The organism is Serratia sp. NPDC078593, assembly GCF_050268245.1.
Classification (GTDB): domain Bacteria; phylum Pseudomonadota; class Gammaproteobacteria; order Enterobacterales; family Enterobacteriaceae; genus JBNNGK01.
This window is the reverse complement of record NZ_JBNNGK010000009.1, coordinates 57,878-75,500: the sequence shown is the minus strand read 5'-3', so window position 1 is coordinate 75,500 and position 17,623 is coordinate 57,878. Positions and strand designations below refer to the sequence as shown.

The following is a 17,623-nucleotide window of genomic DNA, read 5'->3' as shown; positions in this document are numbered from 1 at the left end:
AGATATGATCATTAATCGTTATGATTCTAGTGCGCTGTCGAAGCAGTTCGGCATTGATATTAGCAGCATTGACGGCATGGATTTTCCCGCTGGTTGGGGGCGCGTCCGGCCCGGTGAACGTTCGAACAGCCATCAGCACGACGAAACTGAAATGTTCGTGATTATTGCGGGGAAAGGGACGCTGATTGTTGATAGCCATCGCCATCCCGTGGCAGCGGGTTGCGTGGCACAGTTTGCGCCGTTTGAGTCCCACGTTCTGGAAAATAGCGGGGACGAGGATATTATTTTCTTTCTTCAGTATCGCCGCGATGCCGAAAGCGCTCGCCATTCTGCCTCTTCAGTAACACGACAGAATCCGCAGCGCCCGCAGTTTGTCTTTTCTACCCCGCCGACGCCGAACGGTGATTTGCACCTGGGCCATCTTTCCGGCCCCTATTTGGGCGCCGACGTGTACGTTCGCTATCAGCGAATGCTTGGTAACCAAGCCTGGCATATGACCGGTTCGGATGACTATCAAAGTTATGTCGTCGCCCTGGCGGAGCGTGAAGGCCGCACGCCAGCCGAGACGGCACAGCACTTCTCTGACGAGATTTTGCAAACTTTGAAAATGATGGATATCGAACCGGATCACTATACCGTGACCAACGATGCGCCAGGCTATGTCGAAGGCGCCCAGCGTTTCTTCAGCCGCACGCTCGGGGAAGGCAAGGTGACGTTCGCACCAAGTGCCGCCTTGTGTGATGCACAAAGTGGTAAATATCTTTATGAGGTCGATGTCTCTGGCCAGTGCCCCGGCTGTGGCGAGACGACTAACGGCAATATTTGCGAGCAATGCGGTGAGCCTAATGTGGTAGTGGATATGGCGCAGACGGTATCTAAAATCAATGGGTTACCGCCAGAATGCGTGCAAACCGCGCGTTATTTGTTGCCGTTGCATCAGTATGAAAACGCCGTGGCAGAACACCATAAGGTGGGGCGAGTACCGGCCAGACTGCGTGAGTTGGCGAATCGGGTCTTTTCTCGTGAAGGGGTGACGATTCCCGTATCACATCCTGCGGAATGGGGGATTGCCCCAGCAGAAGCCGAGGGGAAAGGGCAGGTCATCTGGGTTTGGCCGGAAATGAGCTTCGGCTTCTTATATGACATCGAACAACTGGGGAAAAAAATTGACCAGCCGTGGTCGGCGGATGAGCCGCAAAAGGACTGGAAAATTGTGCACTTCTTCGGTTACGACAACAGTTTCTATCACAGCATTCTGTATCCGGCGTTGTATAACCTGGCCTACCCGGCATGGCAGCCGGATATTGATTACCACTACAACGAGTTTTACCTGCTTGATGGCAAAAAATTCTCGACTAGCCGCCGCCATGCGGTGTGGGGCAAAGAGATCCTCACGCCGGAAAGCGTCGATGCGGTACGTTTCTATTTATGCCTGACACGGCCGGAACAAGAGCGAACCAACTTCCGTTTAGCCGAATGGGAAGATGAGGTGCGTGAGACGCTGATAGGCGAATGGCAATGTTGGCTACACGATCTTGGCGATCGCGTCAGCGTTAACTATCAGGGGCAAGCACCGGATGCCGGTACCTGGACGAAAGAGCATGTCGCATTCTGGGCGCGATTGAATGGCATTTTATCTACCGTTAGCGATGCGCTGAATCCCGATGGATTTTCGTTACGCAGTGCCGCACGTCAATTAAAAACCTTGGTGACGGAAACCCTGGTGTTCTCCCGTAGCCAGCAGCGGTTAGCAGGCTTGGCGCAGTGGCGTGATGAGTATCGTACCGCCGTTGCGTTGGAACTGGCGGCGGCTAACCTGCTGTCTGCCATTGCCAGCCCGCTGATACCCCGTTTTGCTGCCCGATTGGCGGCGGCGCTGGGTAATGAAGCCTCTACCTCGTGGCCGCAGCAGGCACAGTTAGTGTCTCCCGGCAATCGCATCGCCCTGCAGAAAACTACCTTCTTCCATGATCCGCAGCAACCGGCTGAAAATAGCCACTGGCAATGGCTAGCGGAGAAGCTGGGCATTCTGCTGCCAGATGCCCGCTTACAGCCGACTCAGGCATTGTCTCAGTTGGGGGCAACATCGTTGATGACGGTGACGCTGCAATATCAACTACTCCATGAACATCAAGTGGATGTACCGCTGGAAACGCTGTTGAATCAGCCTCTGGGCGAAATTGCCGGCCAGATCGCGCGTCAGCAGCAGGGGGCGGAAGTATGAGCATTGCCGCATTATTGGAACGCATCACCGATGCGGGATTAACGATCAGTGTACAAGGCGATAACTTAAAGCTTGAAGGGGCAACCCAAGCGATTCCGCCGCAATTGGTGGCGGACATTCGCGTGCACAAGGCAGAACTGTTGGCCGAGTTGGCTGAGCGTCAAAATACGTTTCCGCTGACCCCGCTGCAACAGGCGTACTACCGTGGTCGTGCCTTGGTTTCCGAGGGCGGTGGCGTTGCCAATCAGGTGTTTCATGAGATAGAAGGCGTGTGGGATTTGGCGCGGTTAGAGCAGGCATTACAGCAGGTGGTGCAGGCGCATTCAGCGTTGCGATTGCGTATTACCAGTGACAACGCGCAGTATGAAAGTAGCGAGTTACCGCGCATTGCACGCCGTGATCTACAGGGGCTCAGTGCCGATCAACAGCAACAGCTACGTGCCGAGTTGCGTGATGAAAAATCCCACTTGGTCTTACCCCCTGATGCGTCGTTGTTGCAGGTGGAGGTCGCTATTCTCTCTCCGCAAAGCATGGTGTTGTATGTCAACCATGACGGGATGATTATCGATGGCATCAGCATGTTTTTGCTGTTCCAGCTTTGGCATCAACATTATCAATCGCCACAGCCGCAGACCGAATACCTGCCGTTTCGTCAGCATATCGGCGCGCGTGAACAGGATAAACAGCATGCCGTCAGCGCTCGCTCGCGAGATTACTGGCTGGCGCGGCTGGCAACCTTGCCAAAAGCCCCAGCGCTGGCGCAAAACGCCAAGCCAGCAGAGCCGACCCCGCGCTTTAAGCAATATCTCGTCACTCTGGATGCTGAGCATTGGGCGTTATTACAGCAGCAGATTAAAGCGCAGCAATTAACGCCGGCTTGCGTGTTGATGGCGGCATGGGCGGAAACGCTGTATAGCTGGGGAGCCGGGGAAGACTTTACCCTGAATGTGACCCTCTCTGAGCGCCGTCCTATTCATCCTCAGGCATTTCGAACCATCGGCCCGTTTTCCGATCCGATGTTGGCCGAAATACATCTTGATCATCAGCACCCGTTTGTTCAGCGCGTACAACGTTTACAGGCACAACTGCATAAGGACATCGACCACCGTTATTTTTCCGGGATTGAGGTGATGCGTGAGCTGGCAAAAGTGCGTGGTTTTGCGGATGCGCGCATGCCGTATACCTTTAACTGTACGTTGGGGGCGCTTGAAGGAGTGAATGGCGATGCGCTGACGCTGCTTGGACGCGAAGTCTCTACTTTAAGCCAGACACCGCAGGTGTTGTTGGATACTTTCCTCTTTGAACAACACGGCGCGCTGATTATTCGGTTGGACGGTGTGGAGGCGGCCTTCCCAGAAGGATTCTTGACGGCGATGGCGGAAGGATTCCAACGTTTGCTGCAGATGCTCTGCCAGCCGCAAAGTTGGCAACACCGTTTGTTCGATCTGCTGCCTGAGGGGCAGCAACAGCGGCGTGCGCAGATCAATGCGACAGTCGCAGAGGTGCCTCATCACCTGCTCGGCGATGGGTTTGTCGAGCAAGCGCACCTGAACCCCTCGAACCCGGCTATTTACACCTTAGACAGGCAGATCAGTTACGGTGAATTACTCAACCGCGCAGCGGAAGCCGCGCAATGGTTGCAGCAGCATGGGGTTAAACGTAATGAACTGGTTGGCCTAATCGCCCACCGAGGGCCGGAACAGATTGTCGGCATTCTGGCTATTGTGTTGGTCGGAGCCTGTTATTTACCGATCGACGCTGGTCTGCCGGAGGCGCGTCGTCACTACATGTTAACAGACGGCGAAGTCAGGGTGGTGTTGACGAATGCCGATGTTGCTGTGTCACAGCCGTGTTTTGACTTGCGCCACCCGCAGGATAAGACCTTCACGCTACCGGCACGAGCGGCTGATGCCACGCAGGATGATCTTGCCTATGTGCTGTATACCTCCGGCACTACCGGCGATCCGAAAGGGGTGATGGTCACGCACCGTAATGTGGTGAACCTGGTGGCCGATTGCCAGCAGCGTTTCGATGTGCAGCCAGAGGATCGCTTTTTTGCCATCAGCGCGTTCAATTTCGATCTCTCGGTTTGGGATGTGTTTGGCGCTCTGTCAGCGGGAGCCGCTTTGGTGATGCCGGATGCCGATCGCGCCACCGATGTGGAACATTGGGCCGCATTGTGTCAGACGCGCGGCGTCACGATTTGGAACTCGGTGCCCGCCATTGTGCGCATGATGTTTGACCATCAGCCAGAACTGCCAGACAGCCTGCGCTTGGTGATGATGAGCGGCGATCGCATACCGCCCGACCTGCCTGCCGCCATGATGGTGAAACGCCCCGATATTGCCTTCTGGTCACTGGGCGGGCCGACGGAAACCACTATCTGGAACATTTGCCATCCGATCTCGCCTGCGGATTGTCATGGCGAAAATATTCCTTATGGACGCCCTAACGCGAATAACCACTGTTCGATTCGCCATGCGCAAGGTGGTGAATGCCCTGACTGGGTGGCGGGTGAAATTTATGCCAGCGGTATCGGCGTGACGCAAGGCTATTGGCATGACGAGGCCAGAACGCGCGAACGTTATCCCGTTGATGCCGACAGCGGACAGCGTTTCTTCCGTACCGGCGATCTGGGGCGTTACCTGCCGAACGGGGATATCGATATCCTTGGCCGGGTCGACCTGCAAATAAAGATCAATGGTTACCGCATTGAGGCCGGTGAGGTGGAGAACGTGCTGACGGCACAGCCGGATATTGCACAGGCTGCAGTGGTGGCCGCCAAAGATGCGCAGGGTGACGTACTGGTTGCGCATTTGGTCGCCGAGGGCAACAGACCGACGCTCGGCGAACTACGCCAGCGCATCAGCCCTTTGTTGCCGGATTATATGATCCCTGCACAGGCGATCTGGCACGATGCTTTACCGCTTAACCGTAATCAGAAAGTCGATCGTAAAGCCTTAGCGCAGATCCCACTGCGAACAGAGATGGCCGGTGGCGTGGAATCAGCGCCGGTACAAGGTGACATTGCGCGTAAGTTACAGACGCTGTGGCAGGAGGTATTGGCCTGCGACGCGATCGGAATAGAGCAGGACTTTTTCAGCTTGGGTGGTAACTCATTAAAAGCGTTGCGTATTTTAACCTCGGTACGCAAGACATTTGGCGTAGCAATGCCATTGGAGTCTGTTTATCAATTTAATACGGTACAGGCGATGGCGAGCCAAATCGTACAGCGAGGGGGAAACTAATGAACGACTCGGTCATTAATGACATTGTTAACCGTCCGCCGGAGCACGACGGCAACTTATTCATTGCCACACTTGGCGGGCAGAAAACCTTACCGCTGCGCGATTTGTACCGCATGGCGGGGCAGGTGGCCAACGGGTTGTTGGCACAGGGGATTCGTGCTGGCGATACTATCGGTATTTTGGCGGATAACTGCCTCGAATGGGTATTACTGGATCTTGCTGCGCTGCGGCTGAAGGTGCGCACTGCCGGGTTTGATCCCGGCAAGTTCACCGCCACGCCGACATTGGTGCAAGACTATCAGTTGAGCTGTTTGTTTACCGATAAACCTCGAGACGAGGCGTGCCCGGCAATTCGGGATATCGCTTCAATCAATGCGCTGCTGGGTGATTTTTCCGATAGCCTGCCTGCCGTCGAGTATGCCACTACTGACACCACCACCATTAAGTTTACCTCCGGCTCTACCGGGGTGCCGAAAGGATTAGCCGCCACCGCGGGAAGCACCGACGCCTCCTTGCGCGGCGTCCAGCGTATATTCGCTCATGGCCCGGAGGATTGCCTCTTTGTGTTCTTGCCGTTGTCGCTGCTGCAGCAACGCTATTGGATCTATTCCGCCCTCAAATACGGGCATGATGTGGTGCTGAGTAATTATCAATCGGCCTTTGTGTTTATGGCGCAACGGCAACCTACGGTAGTGATGGGGGTTCCTGCTTTTTTTGAGGCGGCGCGCCAGCACATCATGCGGCAAGGCGGCGACGATGCGGCGATGAAAGCGCGGGCTCGTGCCCTGTTTGGTGAGCGCATCCGTTATTTATGGACGGGTTCTGCACCGGCCGATGCGGCCACGCTCGATTTTTATCCCCAGGTCGGTTTGCCGTTGTATGAGGGATATGGCATGAACGAAACCTGCATCGTCACCAAAAATCACCCTGGCGCATTCCGTCCCGGCAGCGTCGGTCAGGTTATCGACGGTAAAAAGGTGGTGATCGATGAAAACGGCAGTGTTGTCGTCTACAGTGATTATCCGGTGAATACGCGTTATCTGTATGCGCCCGAAGGCGCTTCAGAGAAAATTTTTACGCCGGATGGCGGCGTGCGCACGGGCGATCTGGGCTTTATCGACGAAGACGGTTTTTTATATATCAAAGGCCGCTCGGACAACGTGATCGTGTTGGATAACGGCAAAAAAATTGATGTTCAGCCGATTGAAGCCCGTTTGCGCAATGAAGGCGCCATTGCTGAATGTGTCATTTTCAGCCCGCAGCAAACCGATCTGGTGGCGGTTGTTTCACCCGCGTTTACGCCCGCCGATACGCAGGCCATTTATGCCGCCCTGCACAGTGTGAATCAGATGACGGAAAAAGATGAGTTTATCAGCCGCTGGGTGATCGCTGAACAGCCGTTCAGTATCGATAACGGTTTGCTGACCTCGCAGTATAAACCGATTCGTAAAGCGATATTTGAACGCTACCAACATGACATTAACGCCGCTGTAAAGGAGAATCACGATGACAATTAATCTGGAAACCGTTGCTCGCCAAAGGCTTACCGCTGTGCTCGCTACCCCGATGGACAGCGAGCAGCTTGATGCCAGCGTCAATATGCGCGATGCATACGGCCTGACCTCGCTGAATAAAATTCTGTTTATCACCTCATTGTGCCAGGAGATGGATATTAATCTGGCCGGTTTGACGGAAGAGGATCTGGCGCGGATGCATTCGCTGGATGATGTCATTCGTATCTTGGCACCGCATGCGAATGTGCAAACGGCAAGTCACCTGTAAGGAGCCGCATTATGTGTTGGAAAACCCAAGCCTCAGCAACGTTGGAAAATGAACATGTTATGTTGCGCCCAGTCAGTGAAAACGATCGGGAAGCGGTGCGAGAGCTGGCGCGCGATAGCCATATCTGGCGCTATTTTGTGTTTCGCGTGAGTAACGACGACGAGTTTGAAACGTTCTTTAACGCGATGCTCAGCGATCACGCGGCGGGAACGCGCGCCGTTTTCATGGTGGTGGATAAATCCAGTGGGCAAATTGCGGGCAGCATGAGTTTCGGCAATATGGCGGAAAAGGACGCGCGGCTGGAAATTGGTTGGTCCTGGTTGGGTGAAGCTTTTCGCGGCAAAGGAATTAACCGCTGGGCGAAATATTTATTGATGCGCCATGCGTTTGAAACCCTCGGTGCATTGCGGGTGGAGTTTAAAACGGATGTGCTCAATCTTCAGGCTCGGGCGGGATTGCGCAATATCGGTGCGCAGGAAGAAGGGGTGCTGCGCAGTTTCAACACCATGCCGGATGGCCGACGGCGTGACGCTATTTTCTACAGCGTGCTGGCAGCGGAATGGCCTAATGTCAGTGAGACGTTGCAGCATCATGCGAAAGTCCCCTACCCGGCGGAGGCGCAATGAGTGATGCGATCCCGGTTGTTACGTTGCGCGGTGACGCACGATCCAGAGGGATCCAACAGGGTGAACAGTGCCGACAGGCACTGTGGCAATTTGCTGACGATCACCTGTGCCGTCTTAACCTGTTAAGTGATGCTCCGCTATCGCTGGTGGCTTTGGATGAAAAAATTGGCCGTTACCGCCAGTTTGTCACCGAGTGGTTGCCAGAGATTGCACAGGAAGTTGACGGTTTAGCGATCGGCGCGCAGATGCCGGTGGCGCTTGCCTGGCTGCTGCAACTGCGGCGTGAGGTGCTCGGTTATAACCGAATCACAACCGGCGGCGATTGCACCACACTCGCTTCGCAGGAAAGTGAGCCTTGGCTGGCGCAAACGGTGGATTTGAACGGCAATCTGGATGACGTTATTCACGTTCTAGCCTGCCAGGATACGCCAATCCCGTCATTGGTACTGAGCTTTGGCGGATTATTGGGCTATCTGGGTATCAATCAGGCGGGGTTGGCCGTTGGGCTCAATATGGTGCTAGGCGGAACGTGGGGAGTCGGTATCCCGCCCTATCTGGCGATTCGCCATCTACTGGATAATTGCGCCAATGTCGAGCAGGCGATGGACGTCCTGACTCGTTTGCCGCTCTCCAGCTCGCGCTCATTTACCCTGTGCGATCGGCAGCGTGTACTCTGCGTCGAGTGTATGGATAACCAATGGCGTGTTGTTCAACAGGATAGCCGTACGACGATGCACACCAATCACTTCTTGCATCCAGATTTCCAGCGTGATGATGGGATCAATATCTTCGCGAAGAATTCATCAATGCAACGGCTGGCTAAAGCACAGGATTTTTTGGCAGCAGGACCGCATCAGGGGGAGGCGTGTTTTACCTTGTTCAGTTCCCCCCCCGTGTGCGTCGCGGACAACGGCGATATTCGGCGTGAGCGTACCGTGGCAGGCGTGGTAATGTTGCCAGAACAAGGGCGTCTGTTAGTTCGTCCGGGTAATCCGTCGGTTAATGCGAGCCAATACTTTTCATTTTCTGATTAATTTGTGCTTTTGAGGGCGTCCTATGTCGAAACATCTTCATCACTATCATCTGGCTTTAACCTGGACCGGCAATCGCGGCGAGGGCACGGCAAACTATCGCGCTTATGGGCGGGAGTACGAGATTGTGGGCAATGAGGGGAAGATCCTGCGTGGCTCGGCGGATCCGCAGTTTTTAGGCGATCCTACGTGTTGGAACCCAGAAGAGATGTTGATTGCGTCTTTGAGCGCCTGCCACCAACTTTGGTATCTGCACCTGTGTGCCGATGCTGGGGTGCGTGTTGTGGGCTATGAGGATGCACCGCATGGCATCATGGATGGACTCGGTGGTAAGTTTACCGAAGTGACGTTGGCGCCGAAGGTGACTATTTCGGCGGATTCGGATGAGGCATTGGCACTGGCGATACATCATTTGGCGCATGAAAAGTGTTACATCGCTAATTCGATGAACTTCCCGATACATCTCGCGCTTGATGAATCGGTGGTGAAGGCCGCATAAAGTAAATACTGCTCTGGTGATTTTGCCTCAATCACCAGCAATAATGTGGTCATCGCGGCCGGGCATATAGTCCCTCAACGCGCCAACACTGACAATATTCACCGTAGTGGCCGGGCATGCCCGGCCAGTGTTCAATATGGCGTATTGGCCAACACCGGGCGCGGCGTGCCACGCCCCTACGGTGGGTGAGCACCGTGCTGCCATATTCCACAGGGTATTTTATTCCATGGTAGTGGCCGGGCATGCCCGGCCTGCATGCAATATTTCGCAGCACCCACGGCATCAAATCACATCCACGGCAGTAAACTAATTTCCGTACTAAACTAATCAATAACTCCCGTTTACAGCGGATGGTTTCGTGGGATTGCACGCTGAACTGGGCAAGCTAAGCGGAGGTGGCACCATGCGTTACCAACATATCGTGATTGCCGTCGATCTTAATGGCGATAACAGCAAGCTGTTACAGAAGGGGGCGGCTTTAGCCAGCGCCTGTGATGCAAAACTTTCTCTCATCCATGTCGAAATTCATCATGCCCCTTATTATGCGTCGCTTGGCCTGCAAACTCACCACTATAGCGGCGAAGTGCCTCTTGAGGTGAAAACCAGAAAGCAGCTTACCGATCTTGCTCTGCGTTCATCCTATCCGATACCGGATGTGATTATGGTCTCGGGAGAATTGGTACCCGCGTTAAGGAAGGAAATCAAAGCACATGGAATAGATTTACTTATTTTTGGTCACCACCATGATATGTGGAGCAACCTGTTTTCCGCTACACGGCAAGCAATTAACAATCTTGATGTTGATTTGTTGGTTATTCCTTTGCAGATGGAATCGGAGGTATTATGAGCTACACGCACATCGCGGTCGCGACCTCATTGCTCGATGAAAAACATGCTCTTATCGATAAGGGAATTGCCTTAGCGTCTGCATTAAACGCCAGATTGTCATTGATTTATGTTGATGAACATCATGCGTCTTATTATTCAGATCTTGGCAATTCGGTGCCTAACTTTTCGGAGTCGTCATTTGAGGAAAAGATAAAAAGGGAAATGCAACCGGTTATTGATAAAGCTATTTATCCGATCGCAGAGATTATTGTCAGACGTGGCGAATTAGTTTATGAATTACAGACCGCATCTGAGGAAAAAGCTATCGATCTCTTTATCTTTGGGCATCATCAGGATTTATGGGGAAGCTTATTCTCATCAACCAGAAATGCGATAAATTTCCTGCCTGTCGATGTGCTGGTTATTCCCATAAAGTGACAGACTTCACTGGTCATGCTATCCACTAGCGAGCTGCCATATTATATCGATATTTCCCCGGGGTTGCCCCCGGGGGGAGCACTACCTCAGCATTAACAGTGGGCGTTGTGTGTTTTCCAACATCGCGGTGGTGTTACTGCCGATAAAGAAGCGGCGCAAAGGGGTGTGCCCATAAGCGCCCATTACGATCAGACTGATGTCTTGCTCATTGGCGTGACGGCACAGCGCTTCGGCCACGGATGCACCTTGCAACACGTGGGTTTCGGCGGTGATATCGGCCGCCTGTAAAATCGTCTGGGCTTCCTGCAAGGCGCGCGCATCGCCCTTCACCATCACTACCTGGCAAGCCAGGCCGTTTAACAGCGGGCTAAGGGTGAGCCGCGTCAGGTTTCTGCGGCTTTCCTCGCTACCATCGTAGGCAAACATCACTTTGGTTGGCGGCGAAAAAGACTCAGGGACAATCAGCACTGGCTGTTTTTGTAAACGGATGATACTTTCCAGATTGCTGCCGACCGGGTTGTGCGTACCGCGGCGGCCCAGCACCATCAGGCGAATATCACCCAGCTCGGCCAGAATTTCATCCAGCGCACCGTGCTTTTGCAGCAACTGTACCTCGGCACAACCCACCTGTTTTAACCGTTCGGCACAACCGTTCAATATGGCTTTACCTTGCGCCATTAACAGACGACCACGCTCACCTTCGATTCGTACCAGCTCCTCGGTAAGCTGTGCTTGGCTATCGATACCAATGGTGCCGGTCAGATCAGAGACGGCAGGATGATCATCTTTTTCCAGCACGTGTAACAGGGAAAGCGGCGCATCCAGCAGGCGGGAGGCCCAGGCTGCGTGTTCGCAAACCGATTGTGTTGACGGCGAACCGTCAACGCAGGCAATAACGGTATTATTCATGCTCTGTTCTCCAGATGATTAGTGGCCACCCATTAGTTTTTCCACTTCGTCGGGCTTATCGTGCACCCCGAAGCGGTCAACGAGGGTGCGAGTCGCTTGGTTCATGCCGCGGATTTCTACCTCCGTACCTTCACGTCGGAACTTGATCACCACCTTGTCGAGTGCGCTAACGGAGGTAATATCCCAGAAGTGAGCCTGAGAGACGTCAATCACCACGCGCTCCACTGCTTCACGGAAATCGAAATGGCTGGTGAACCGATCGGCAGAGGCGAAAAACACTTGTCCAGTCACGGTGTAGGTGCGCGTTGACTCTTCAGCCTCCGACGATACCGCCATAAAGCGAGAGACTTTCGTAGCGAAGTTCAGTGAGGCAATCAGTACCCCGGTGAGTACGCCGAACGCCAGGTTATGGGTGGCGACCACCACCACCACGGTGGCTATCATGACCACGCTGGTTGACATGGGATGGGTGCGCAGATTGGCAATCGAGCCCCAAGAGAAGGTGCCGATAGACACCATGATCATGACGGCCACCAGTGCTGCCATTGGGATCTGTGATACCCAGTCGCGCAGGAAAACAATCAGCAAGAGTAAGACTACCCCGGCAGTGAGGGTCGAGAGCCGCCCGCGCCCACCTGATTTCACGTTGATCACCGATTGGCCGATCATGGCGCAACCCGCCATACCGCCAATAAATGCGGTACCAATGTTAGCGATACCCTGCGCCTTACATTCGCGGTTTTTGTCGCTTGGGGTATCGGTCATGTCATCGACGATGGTGGCGGTCATCATCGATTCAAGCAGCCCGACAACCGCCAGACCAGCCGAATAAGGCAGGATAATCAGTAAGGTATCCAGGTTGAGCGGGATATCAGGGATCAGGAAGACCGGCAGGCTGTCTGGCAGTTTACCCATATCACCAACGGTGCGAATATCCAGATTCATCCACATGGCAATCCCGGTCAGCACTACGATACACACCAGCGGTGAAGGAATGGTTTTATTGATATAAGGGAATAGATAAATAATCGCCAGACCGGCGGCGGTCATGGCGTACACGTGCCAGGTCACGTTGGTAAGCTCGGGTAACTGCGCCATAAAAATCAGGATCGCCAGCGCGTTGACGAAGCCCGTGACCACCGATCGTGACACATAGCGCATCAGACCGCCAAGCTTGAGATAACCGGCGATAAGCTGAATCACACCGGTCAGCACGGTGGCGGCTAGCAGGTATTGCAAACCGTGGTCTTTTACCAGCGTCACCATCAACAGCGCCATTGCACCGGTTGACGATGAGATCATCCCAGGGCGACCGCCGACGAAGGCAATAATGAGCGGGATACAAAACGCGGAGTAAAGCCCAACCTGTGGGTCAACACCGGCGATGATGGAAAAGGCGATCGCTTCGGGAATAAGCGCGAGCGCGACAACAATACCGGCCAGTACGTCACCACGGACGTTACCCAGCCAGTCCTTACGCGTCGAGGACAGCAACATAGTATTTTCTCAGTTTTTGAATACGGTCAGCCCGTAGGGGCAAAAAATTTAGATACGGTAAAGCACATCCGCAGACGGGATGTTAAAGCGTGCGCGCTGAGGGTTACTCAGTACGACAGAGGAGGGTAAAACTCAGGGTGGCGTAAGACGCATGGTGGTGTTAATGACTCCTTGATGAGGGTGCGATACCGTCAAAAATCAGATAAACCAGCTCAAAGTTACTCAACGCTGGTGGCGATCTCTACACAGGCAGAGTGCGTAATACTATAAACGAAATTGAAGCGGGATCAATGCACTTGGGGTAATCCGCGGGGTGATGGTGTCGCTGGCAAGGGGTAACATCGGTGTTTCCCCTTGCCCTTACATAATTAAAAACCTGAACTGAATCAAGGTTGACGACAACGTTGTCTGATGGCATGGCTATCCTAGCCTAGCATCACGAGGGGCGCTCCGGTGGCTTACGCCACGACGGCCACATCACCGCGTTCTCCCCAATCACCGGCCTTGTCAGCAGTCTAATGGGATCGTGCTTATTTTTTAATAACTCGTTTACCCTCGGCATCAATAACTTGTTCACCGTCCTCTTTGGTGAAGGCGCCTTGCTGCGCGGTGGGCAGAATCTCTAACACCACTTCTGAGGGGCGGCAAAGCTTGGTGCCGATTTCGGTTACCACAATCGGGCGGTTAATCAGGATAGGATGCGCCAACATAAAATCGACCAGTTGGTCATCATTCCATGTGCTGTCATCCAACTTGAGGTTTTCATACGGTTCAACATTTTTACGCAATAATGCGCGCGTGGTGATGCCCATATCTGCAATGAGTTTGACCAATTCATTACGGGTTGGCGGCGTGTCCAGATAATGAATCACGGTGGGTTCAATACCGCTATTGCGAATCAGCTCGAGCGTGTTACGTGATGTGCCGCAAGCCGGGTTGTGATAAATAGTCACTGTGTGCATGTTCACCTCGTGATGATAAAAGCGGCAGGTCTATCCCTGCCGCAGAGTTGTTTGTTTTAAACGGTTAATGAGAGCCGCAGCGCGAGTGCCGCTAAGGTGACAAAGAGCACCGGCAGCGTCATCACGATCCCAACCTTGAAGTAATAACCCCAGCTAATGGTCAGATTTTTCTGCGCCAGCACATGTAGCCACAACAAGGTGGCAAGGCTGCCAATTGGCGTGATTTTTGGTCCCAGATCGCTACCAATCACGTTGGCATACACCATGGCTTCCTTAATCAGCCCGGTGGCTTGGCTGCCATCAATCGACAGTGCGCCAACCAGTACCGTCGGCATATTGTTCATGATGGAGGACAGGAACGCGGTTAAGAATCCGGTACCCAGCGTGGCTGCCCACAGGCCTTGTTCGGCAAGATAATTCAATATTTGAGAGAGGTAGTCGGTCAACCCGGCATTGCGTAGGCCATAGACCACTAAATACATGCCTAAGGAAAAAATAACGATTTGCCAAGGCGCACCGCGGATCACTTTCTTGGTATTGATGACGCTGCCTTTTCTCGCCACGATATACAAAATGAGCGCGCCGACCGCCGCCACCAGACTAACCGGCACGCCAAGGTGGTTCAGCCCGAAAAAGCCCACGAGAAGCAGCACTAACACCACCCATCCGGCCTTAAAGGTGGATAAATCGCGGATGGCGTCTTTAGGCGCTTTCAGCCGGCTCACTTCATAGGTTTGCGGAATATCTTTGCGGAAGAACAGATGCAGCATGACCAGCGTTGCACAAATAGCGGCAATATCAACCGGGATCATCACCGCGGCATACTCGGTGAAGCTGATTTTGAAGAAGTCAGCCGAAACGATGTTGACCAGGTTGGACACCACCAATGGCAAACTGGCCGTATCGGCGATAAAGCCCGCCGCCATCACAAACGCCAGCGTCGCCGCTGGGCTGAACCCCAAGGCGAGCAACATTGCCATGACGATCGGTGTCAAAATGAGCGCTGCGCCGTCATTGGCAAACAGTGCAGCCACGGCGGCACCGAGCAGGATAATAGAGGTGAACAATGTGCGCCCGTTACCGCCCCCCCAGCGGGCAACGTGCAAGGCCGCCCACTCAAAGAAGCCTGATTCATCCAGTAACAGGCTGATAATAATCACCGCGACAAAGGCGGCGGTGGCGTTCCAGACGATATGCCAAACCACCGGAATATCACCCAGATGAACCACACCCGACAACAGGGCGAGCGCGGCACCTAAACAGGCGCTCCAGCCAATGCCGAGCCCTTTAGGTTGCCAGATCACTAAAACCAGGGTCAGAACAAAAATTGCGCCGGCCAACCACATAGAAACCTCCATTGCGGCGAACGCGGTGGCGTTCGCCATTATTGTTATTACATTGACTCAGCCAGTTGGCTCAAGCGTTCAATCCCTACCGGTTCTTCTTCCTGTAACGGAATTAACGCCAGCCGGGTGGCGTACTGCTGTTTAACCAGATTGATCTGGTTGATTTCCTGTTCCGCACGTTGGCGTAATAGCGGTGAGGTGGTTCCGGTCGCCGCCAGGCTGTTATTAATCAGCCAGGCCCACGGTTCAATCCCCGCGCGGCGCAAATCTTCCTGCAAGTTACCCGCTTCCAGCACCGGCGTGGTTTCTGGTAGCGTGACCAGCAGTATCTTGGTGCGTTGCGGATCCTGTAGCTGCATCATCGGGGTGACATAATGCGCGTTTTCCCCCATTTTCCCGGCAATTTCACGATGGTATGCGCCGGTTGCGTCGAGCAACAGCAGCGTATGCCCGGTTGGCGCGGTATCCATAACGACAAAGCGCTTGCCCGCATCACGAATCACGCGGGAAAATGCCTGAAACACCGCAATTTCTTCGGTGCAAGGGGAGCGCAGATCTTCTTCCAGCAGGGCGCGCCCCTGCGCATCGAGATCTTTCCCTTTGCTGGCCAGAACGTGTTGACGGTAGCGTTCGGTTTCCGCTGCGGGGTCGATGCGGCTGACTTCAAGGTGCGCTAATTGGCCGTGCAACGTATTTTCTAAATGGGCGGCGGGATCGGAGGTAGTTAAATGAACATCCAGCCCTTTTTCTGCCAGCTTCACCGCGACGGCCGCGGCCAGCGTGGTTTTGCCCACGCCGCCTTTACCCATCAACATGATTAAACCGTGCCGATCGTTGGTAATGTGTTCAACCAAGGTGGCAAGCGGATCGATCGGCGGCAGGGGCAGCGCGGGACGCGCGTAGTGATTCTGTGGCGCATCGGTGTTGAGTAAATGACGCAGCGCTTCAATACCGACCAGATTGACCGGTTGCAGGAGAATGCGATCCTGAGGGAGTGCGGCGATTGTGGCCGGGATCGCTGCTAATGCGTCTTGCTCGCGTTGGTATACCGCCTGAGCCAATGCGTCATGCTGTATGGCGGTTTCCGGTAAAATACCATTAATGACTAAATACTGATTCTTGATGCCGAGCTGAGAGAGCTCGCCATAGGTGCGTGCGACTTCGTTGAGCGTCGATTTTTGTGCGCGAGCGACTAGGATCAAGCGCGTTTTATTGGCATTGCTGAGTTCGGCCACTGCTTGTGCATAGCGTTCGCGCTGTTTAGCTAAGCCAGACAGCGGGCCAAGGCAGGATGAACCCTCCGGGTTTTCCTCAATAAAACTGCTCCAGGCGCCGGGCAGTTGCAGCAGCCGAATCGTATGGCCGGTTGGGGCTGTATCGAAGATAATATGGTCGAAATCGGCCAATAAGCTGGCGTCGGTGAGTAATGCGGTAAACTCATCAAACGCGGCAATTTCGGTGGTGCAAGCGCCCGAAAGTTGTTCTTCGATGCTGCGCACCACTTCGTTAGGTAAAATGCCCCTGACGGGGTCAACAATGCGTTCGCGATAGGTTTGCGCGGCAGCCTGCGGGTCGATTTCTAATGCCGACAGACCGGCCACTGACGCTATCTTGGTGATGTGATTGCCAATCGTTTGATCGAAAACTTGCCCGACGTTGGAAGCCGGATCGGTGCTCACCAACAGGACGCGCTTGCCCGCATCGGCCAGCGAGATGGCGGTTGAGCAAGAGAGGGAGGTTTTCCCTACGCCGCCTTTACCGGTAAAAAATAAAAAAGCGGGCACATGCTGTAAAAATTTCATGGTCATACTCCTTATGCTTTAACAGCAGGAATTTTTCCCGTCACAACACCCTTGGATAGCGGTGATTTTGGGCGCGACAGACAAACCGCACCAGCGGGCCATCTCAGCGCGGGTTGGGTAACGCCCGGCCATGACCATAGCCCCGTCCAGCAGAATCAGCGGTAAGCCTTCTGCCCCGGCGTTCTGGAGAAAGTTTTTGACCGACTCATTTTCAGCAAATGCCATTGGTTGCTGAGCCAGATTGAATCGATCCAACGTGATGCCCTGCTGCTTAACCCAATCAACATCGGCAGAAAAGTTGACTAATGCTTGGTCCACATCGGTTCCGCACACGCCAGAGCTGCAACATAATGCTGGATCGTAGACAGTGATAGTTTTCATTGTGAGTTCCTTCTTAATGAGAGGGTTAAATTCAGTGCCATACCGTGTGG

15 protein-coding genes are annotated in these 17,623 nt (G+C 53.9%); 9 read left to right on the top strand and 6 right to left on the bottom strand.

Annotated elements, in window-relative coordinates; genetic code table 11:
- Positions 1–4: 4 nt before the first annotated feature.
- The 9 genes from ACQKDS_RS11865 to ACQKDS_RS11825 all read left to right on the top strand — a co-directional run bounded on the left by ACQKDS_RS11865 (position 5) and on the right by ACQKDS_RS11825 (position 10,676).
- Positions 5–2,224, top strand: a complete 2,220-nt coding sequence (locus ACQKDS_RS11865) for a class I tRNA ligase family protein (protein ID WP_399670477.1) — start codon at positions 5–7, stop codon at positions 2,222–2,224.
- Positions 2,221–5,472, top strand: a complete 3,252-nt coding sequence (locus tag ACQKDS_RS11860) for an amino acid adenylation domain-containing protein (protein WP_399670474.1) — start codon at positions 2,221–2,223, stop codon at positions 5,470–5,472. The genes ACQKDS_RS11865 and ACQKDS_RS11860 overlap by 4 nt, the downstream gene beginning before the upstream one ends.
- Positions 5,472–6,989, top strand: coding sequence for an AMP-binding protein (locus ACQKDS_RS11855; protein WP_399670470.1), 1,518 nt, complete (start codon positions 5,472–5,474; stop codon positions 6,987–6,989). Before ACQKDS_RS11860 ends, ACQKDS_RS11855 begins: the two co-directional genes overlap by 1 nt.
- The gene (locus tag ACQKDS_RS11850) at positions 6,979–7,254 is read left to right on the top strand and encodes an acyl carrier protein (RefSeq protein WP_399670467.1); all 276 of its coding nucleotides are present in this window, start codon (positions 6,979–6,981) and stop codon (positions 7,252–7,254) included. The genes ACQKDS_RS11855 and ACQKDS_RS11850 overlap by 11 nt, the downstream gene beginning before the upstream one ends.
- An 11-nt stretch (positions 7,255–7,265) precedes the next feature.
- Positions 7,266–7,880, top strand: a complete 615-nt coding sequence (locus ACQKDS_RS11845) for a GNAT family N-acetyltransferase (RefSeq protein ID WP_399670464.1) — start codon at positions 7,266–7,268, stop codon at positions 7,878–7,880.
- Positions 7,877–8,914 carry a C45 family autoproteolytic acyltransferase/hydolase gene (locus ACQKDS_RS11840; RefSeq protein WP_399670461.1) on the top strand — a complete coding sequence of 346 codons (1,038 nt, stop codon included), beginning with the start codon at positions 7,877–7,879 and terminating at the stop codon, positions 8,912–8,914. The genes ACQKDS_RS11845 and ACQKDS_RS11840 overlap by 4 nt, the downstream gene beginning before the upstream one ends.
- A gap of 22 nt (positions 8,915–8,936) precedes the next feature.
- Complete coding sequence (locus ACQKDS_RS11835; RefSeq protein ID WP_399670458.1) at positions 8,937–9,410, top strand: OsmC family protein; 474 nt, start codon at positions 8,937–8,939, stop codon at positions 9,408–9,410.
- A gap of 358 nt (positions 9,411–9,768) precedes the next feature.
- The gene (locus ACQKDS_RS11830; RefSeq protein ID WP_399670454.1) at positions 9,769–10,257 is read left to right on the top strand and encodes a universal stress protein; all 489 of its coding nucleotides are present in this window, start codon (positions 9,769–9,771) and stop codon (positions 10,255–10,257) included.
- Positions 10,254–10,676, top strand: coding sequence for a universal stress protein (locus ACQKDS_RS11825; protein WP_399670451.1), 423 nt, complete (start codon positions 10,254–10,256; stop codon positions 10,674–10,676). Before ACQKDS_RS11830 ends, ACQKDS_RS11825 begins: the two co-directional genes overlap by 4 nt.
- An 81-nt stretch (positions 10,677–10,757) precedes the next feature.
- Here ACQKDS_RS11825 and ACQKDS_RS11820 read toward each other — a convergent pair whose 3' ends face one another.
- From ACQKDS_RS11820 to arsD, 6 genes are all read right to left on the bottom strand, one after another.
- Positions 10,758–11,585 (bottom strand): universal stress protein, encoded by an 828-nt coding sequence (locus tag ACQKDS_RS11820; protein WP_399670448.1) that lies wholly within the window; start codon positions 11,583–11,585, stop codon positions 10,758–10,760.
- An 18-nt stretch (positions 11,586–11,603) separates the two neighbouring features.
- Positions 11,604–13,082 carry a SulP family inorganic anion transporter gene (locus ACQKDS_RS11815; RefSeq protein WP_399670445.1) on the bottom strand — a complete coding sequence of 493 codons (1,479 nt, stop codon included), beginning with the start codon at positions 13,080–13,082 and terminating at the stop codon, positions 11,604–11,606.
- A 530-nt stretch (positions 13,083–13,612) separates the two neighbouring features.
- Positions 13,613–14,044, bottom strand: coding sequence for a glutaredoxin-dependent arsenate reductase (arsC, locus tag ACQKDS_RS11810; RefSeq protein WP_399670442.1), 432 nt, complete (start codon positions 14,042–14,044; stop codon positions 13,613–13,615).
- A 56-nt stretch (positions 14,045–14,100) separates the two neighbouring features.
- Entirely contained in the window at positions 14,101–15,390 is a 1,290-nt protein-coding gene (locus ACQKDS_RS11805) for an arsenic transporter (RefSeq protein ID WP_399670772.1), read from the bottom strand.
- A 47-nt stretch (positions 15,391–15,437) separates the two neighbouring features.
- Positions 15,438–17,192: an arsenical pump-driving ATPase gene (arsA, locus tag ACQKDS_RS11800; protein ID WP_399670439.1), complete on the bottom strand. Its 1,755-nt coding sequence runs from the start codon at positions 17,190–17,192 to the stop codon at positions 15,438–15,440.
- A gap of 18 nt (positions 17,193–17,210) precedes the next feature.
- On the bottom strand, positions 17,211–17,573 hold the full coding sequence (arsD, locus tag ACQKDS_RS11795; RefSeq protein ID WP_399670436.1) for an arsenite efflux transporter metallochaperone ArsD: 363 nt from the start codon (positions 17,571–17,573) through the stop codon (positions 17,211–17,213).
- Between the last annotated feature and the right edge of the window lie 50 nt (positions 17,574–17,623).

What these genes read in the sequence shown, in the direction of transcription:
- ACQKDS_RS11865 (WP_399670477.1), top strand. Translation starts at nt 5, where the DNA reads ATGATCATTAATCGTTATGATTCTAGTGCGCTGTCGAAGCAGTTCGGC.
- ACQKDS_RS11860 (WP_399670474.1), top strand. Translation starts at nt 2,221, where the DNA reads ATGAGCATTGCCGCATTATTGGAACGCATCACCGATGCGGGATTAACG.
- ACQKDS_RS11855 (WP_399670470.1), top strand. Translation starts at nt 5,472, where the DNA reads ATGAACGACTCGGTCATTAATGACATTGTTAACCGTCCGCCGGAGCAC.
- ACQKDS_RS11850 (WP_399670467.1), top strand. Translation starts at nt 6,979, where the DNA reads ATGACAATTAATCTGGAAACCGTTGCTCGCCAAAGGCTTACCGCTGTG.
- ACQKDS_RS11845 (WP_399670464.1), top strand. Translation starts at nt 7,266, where the DNA reads ATGTGTTGGAAAACCCAAGCCTCAGCAACGTTGGAAAATGAACATGTT.
- ACQKDS_RS11840 (WP_399670461.1), top strand. Translation starts at nt 7,877, where the DNA reads ATGAGTGATGCGATCCCGGTTGTTACGTTGCGCGGTGACGCACGATCC.
- ACQKDS_RS11835 (WP_399670458.1), top strand. Translation starts at nt 8,937, where the DNA reads ATGTCGAAACATCTTCATCACTATCATCTGGCTTTAACCTGGACCGGC.
- ACQKDS_RS11825 (WP_399670451.1), top strand. Translation starts at nt 10,254, where the DNA reads ATGAGCTACACGCACATCGCGGTCGCGACCTCATTGCTCGATGAAAAA.
- ACQKDS_RS11820 (WP_399670448.1), bottom strand. Translation starts at nt 11,585, where the DNA reads ATGAATAATACCGTTATTGCCTGCGTTGACGGTTCGCCGTCAACACAA.
- ACQKDS_RS11815 (WP_399670445.1), bottom strand. Translation starts at nt 13,082, where the DNA reads ATGTTGCTGTCCTCGACGCGTAAGGACTGGCTGGGTAACGTCCGTGGT.
- arsC (WP_399670442.1), bottom strand. Translation starts at nt 14,044, where the DNA reads ATGCACACAGTGACTATTTATCACAACCCGGCTTGCGGCACATCACGT.
- ACQKDS_RS11805 (WP_399670772.1), bottom strand. Translation starts at nt 15,390, where the DNA reads ATGTGGTTGGCCGGCGCAATTTTTGTTCTGACCCTGGTTTTAGTGATC.
- arsA (WP_399670439.1), bottom strand. Translation starts at nt 17,192, where the DNA reads ATGAAATTTTTACAGCATGTGCCCGCTTTTTTATTTTTTACCGGTAAA.
- arsD (WP_399670436.1), bottom strand. Translation starts at nt 17,573, where the DNA reads ATGAAAACTATCACTGTCTACGATCCAGCATTATGTTGCAGCTCTGGC.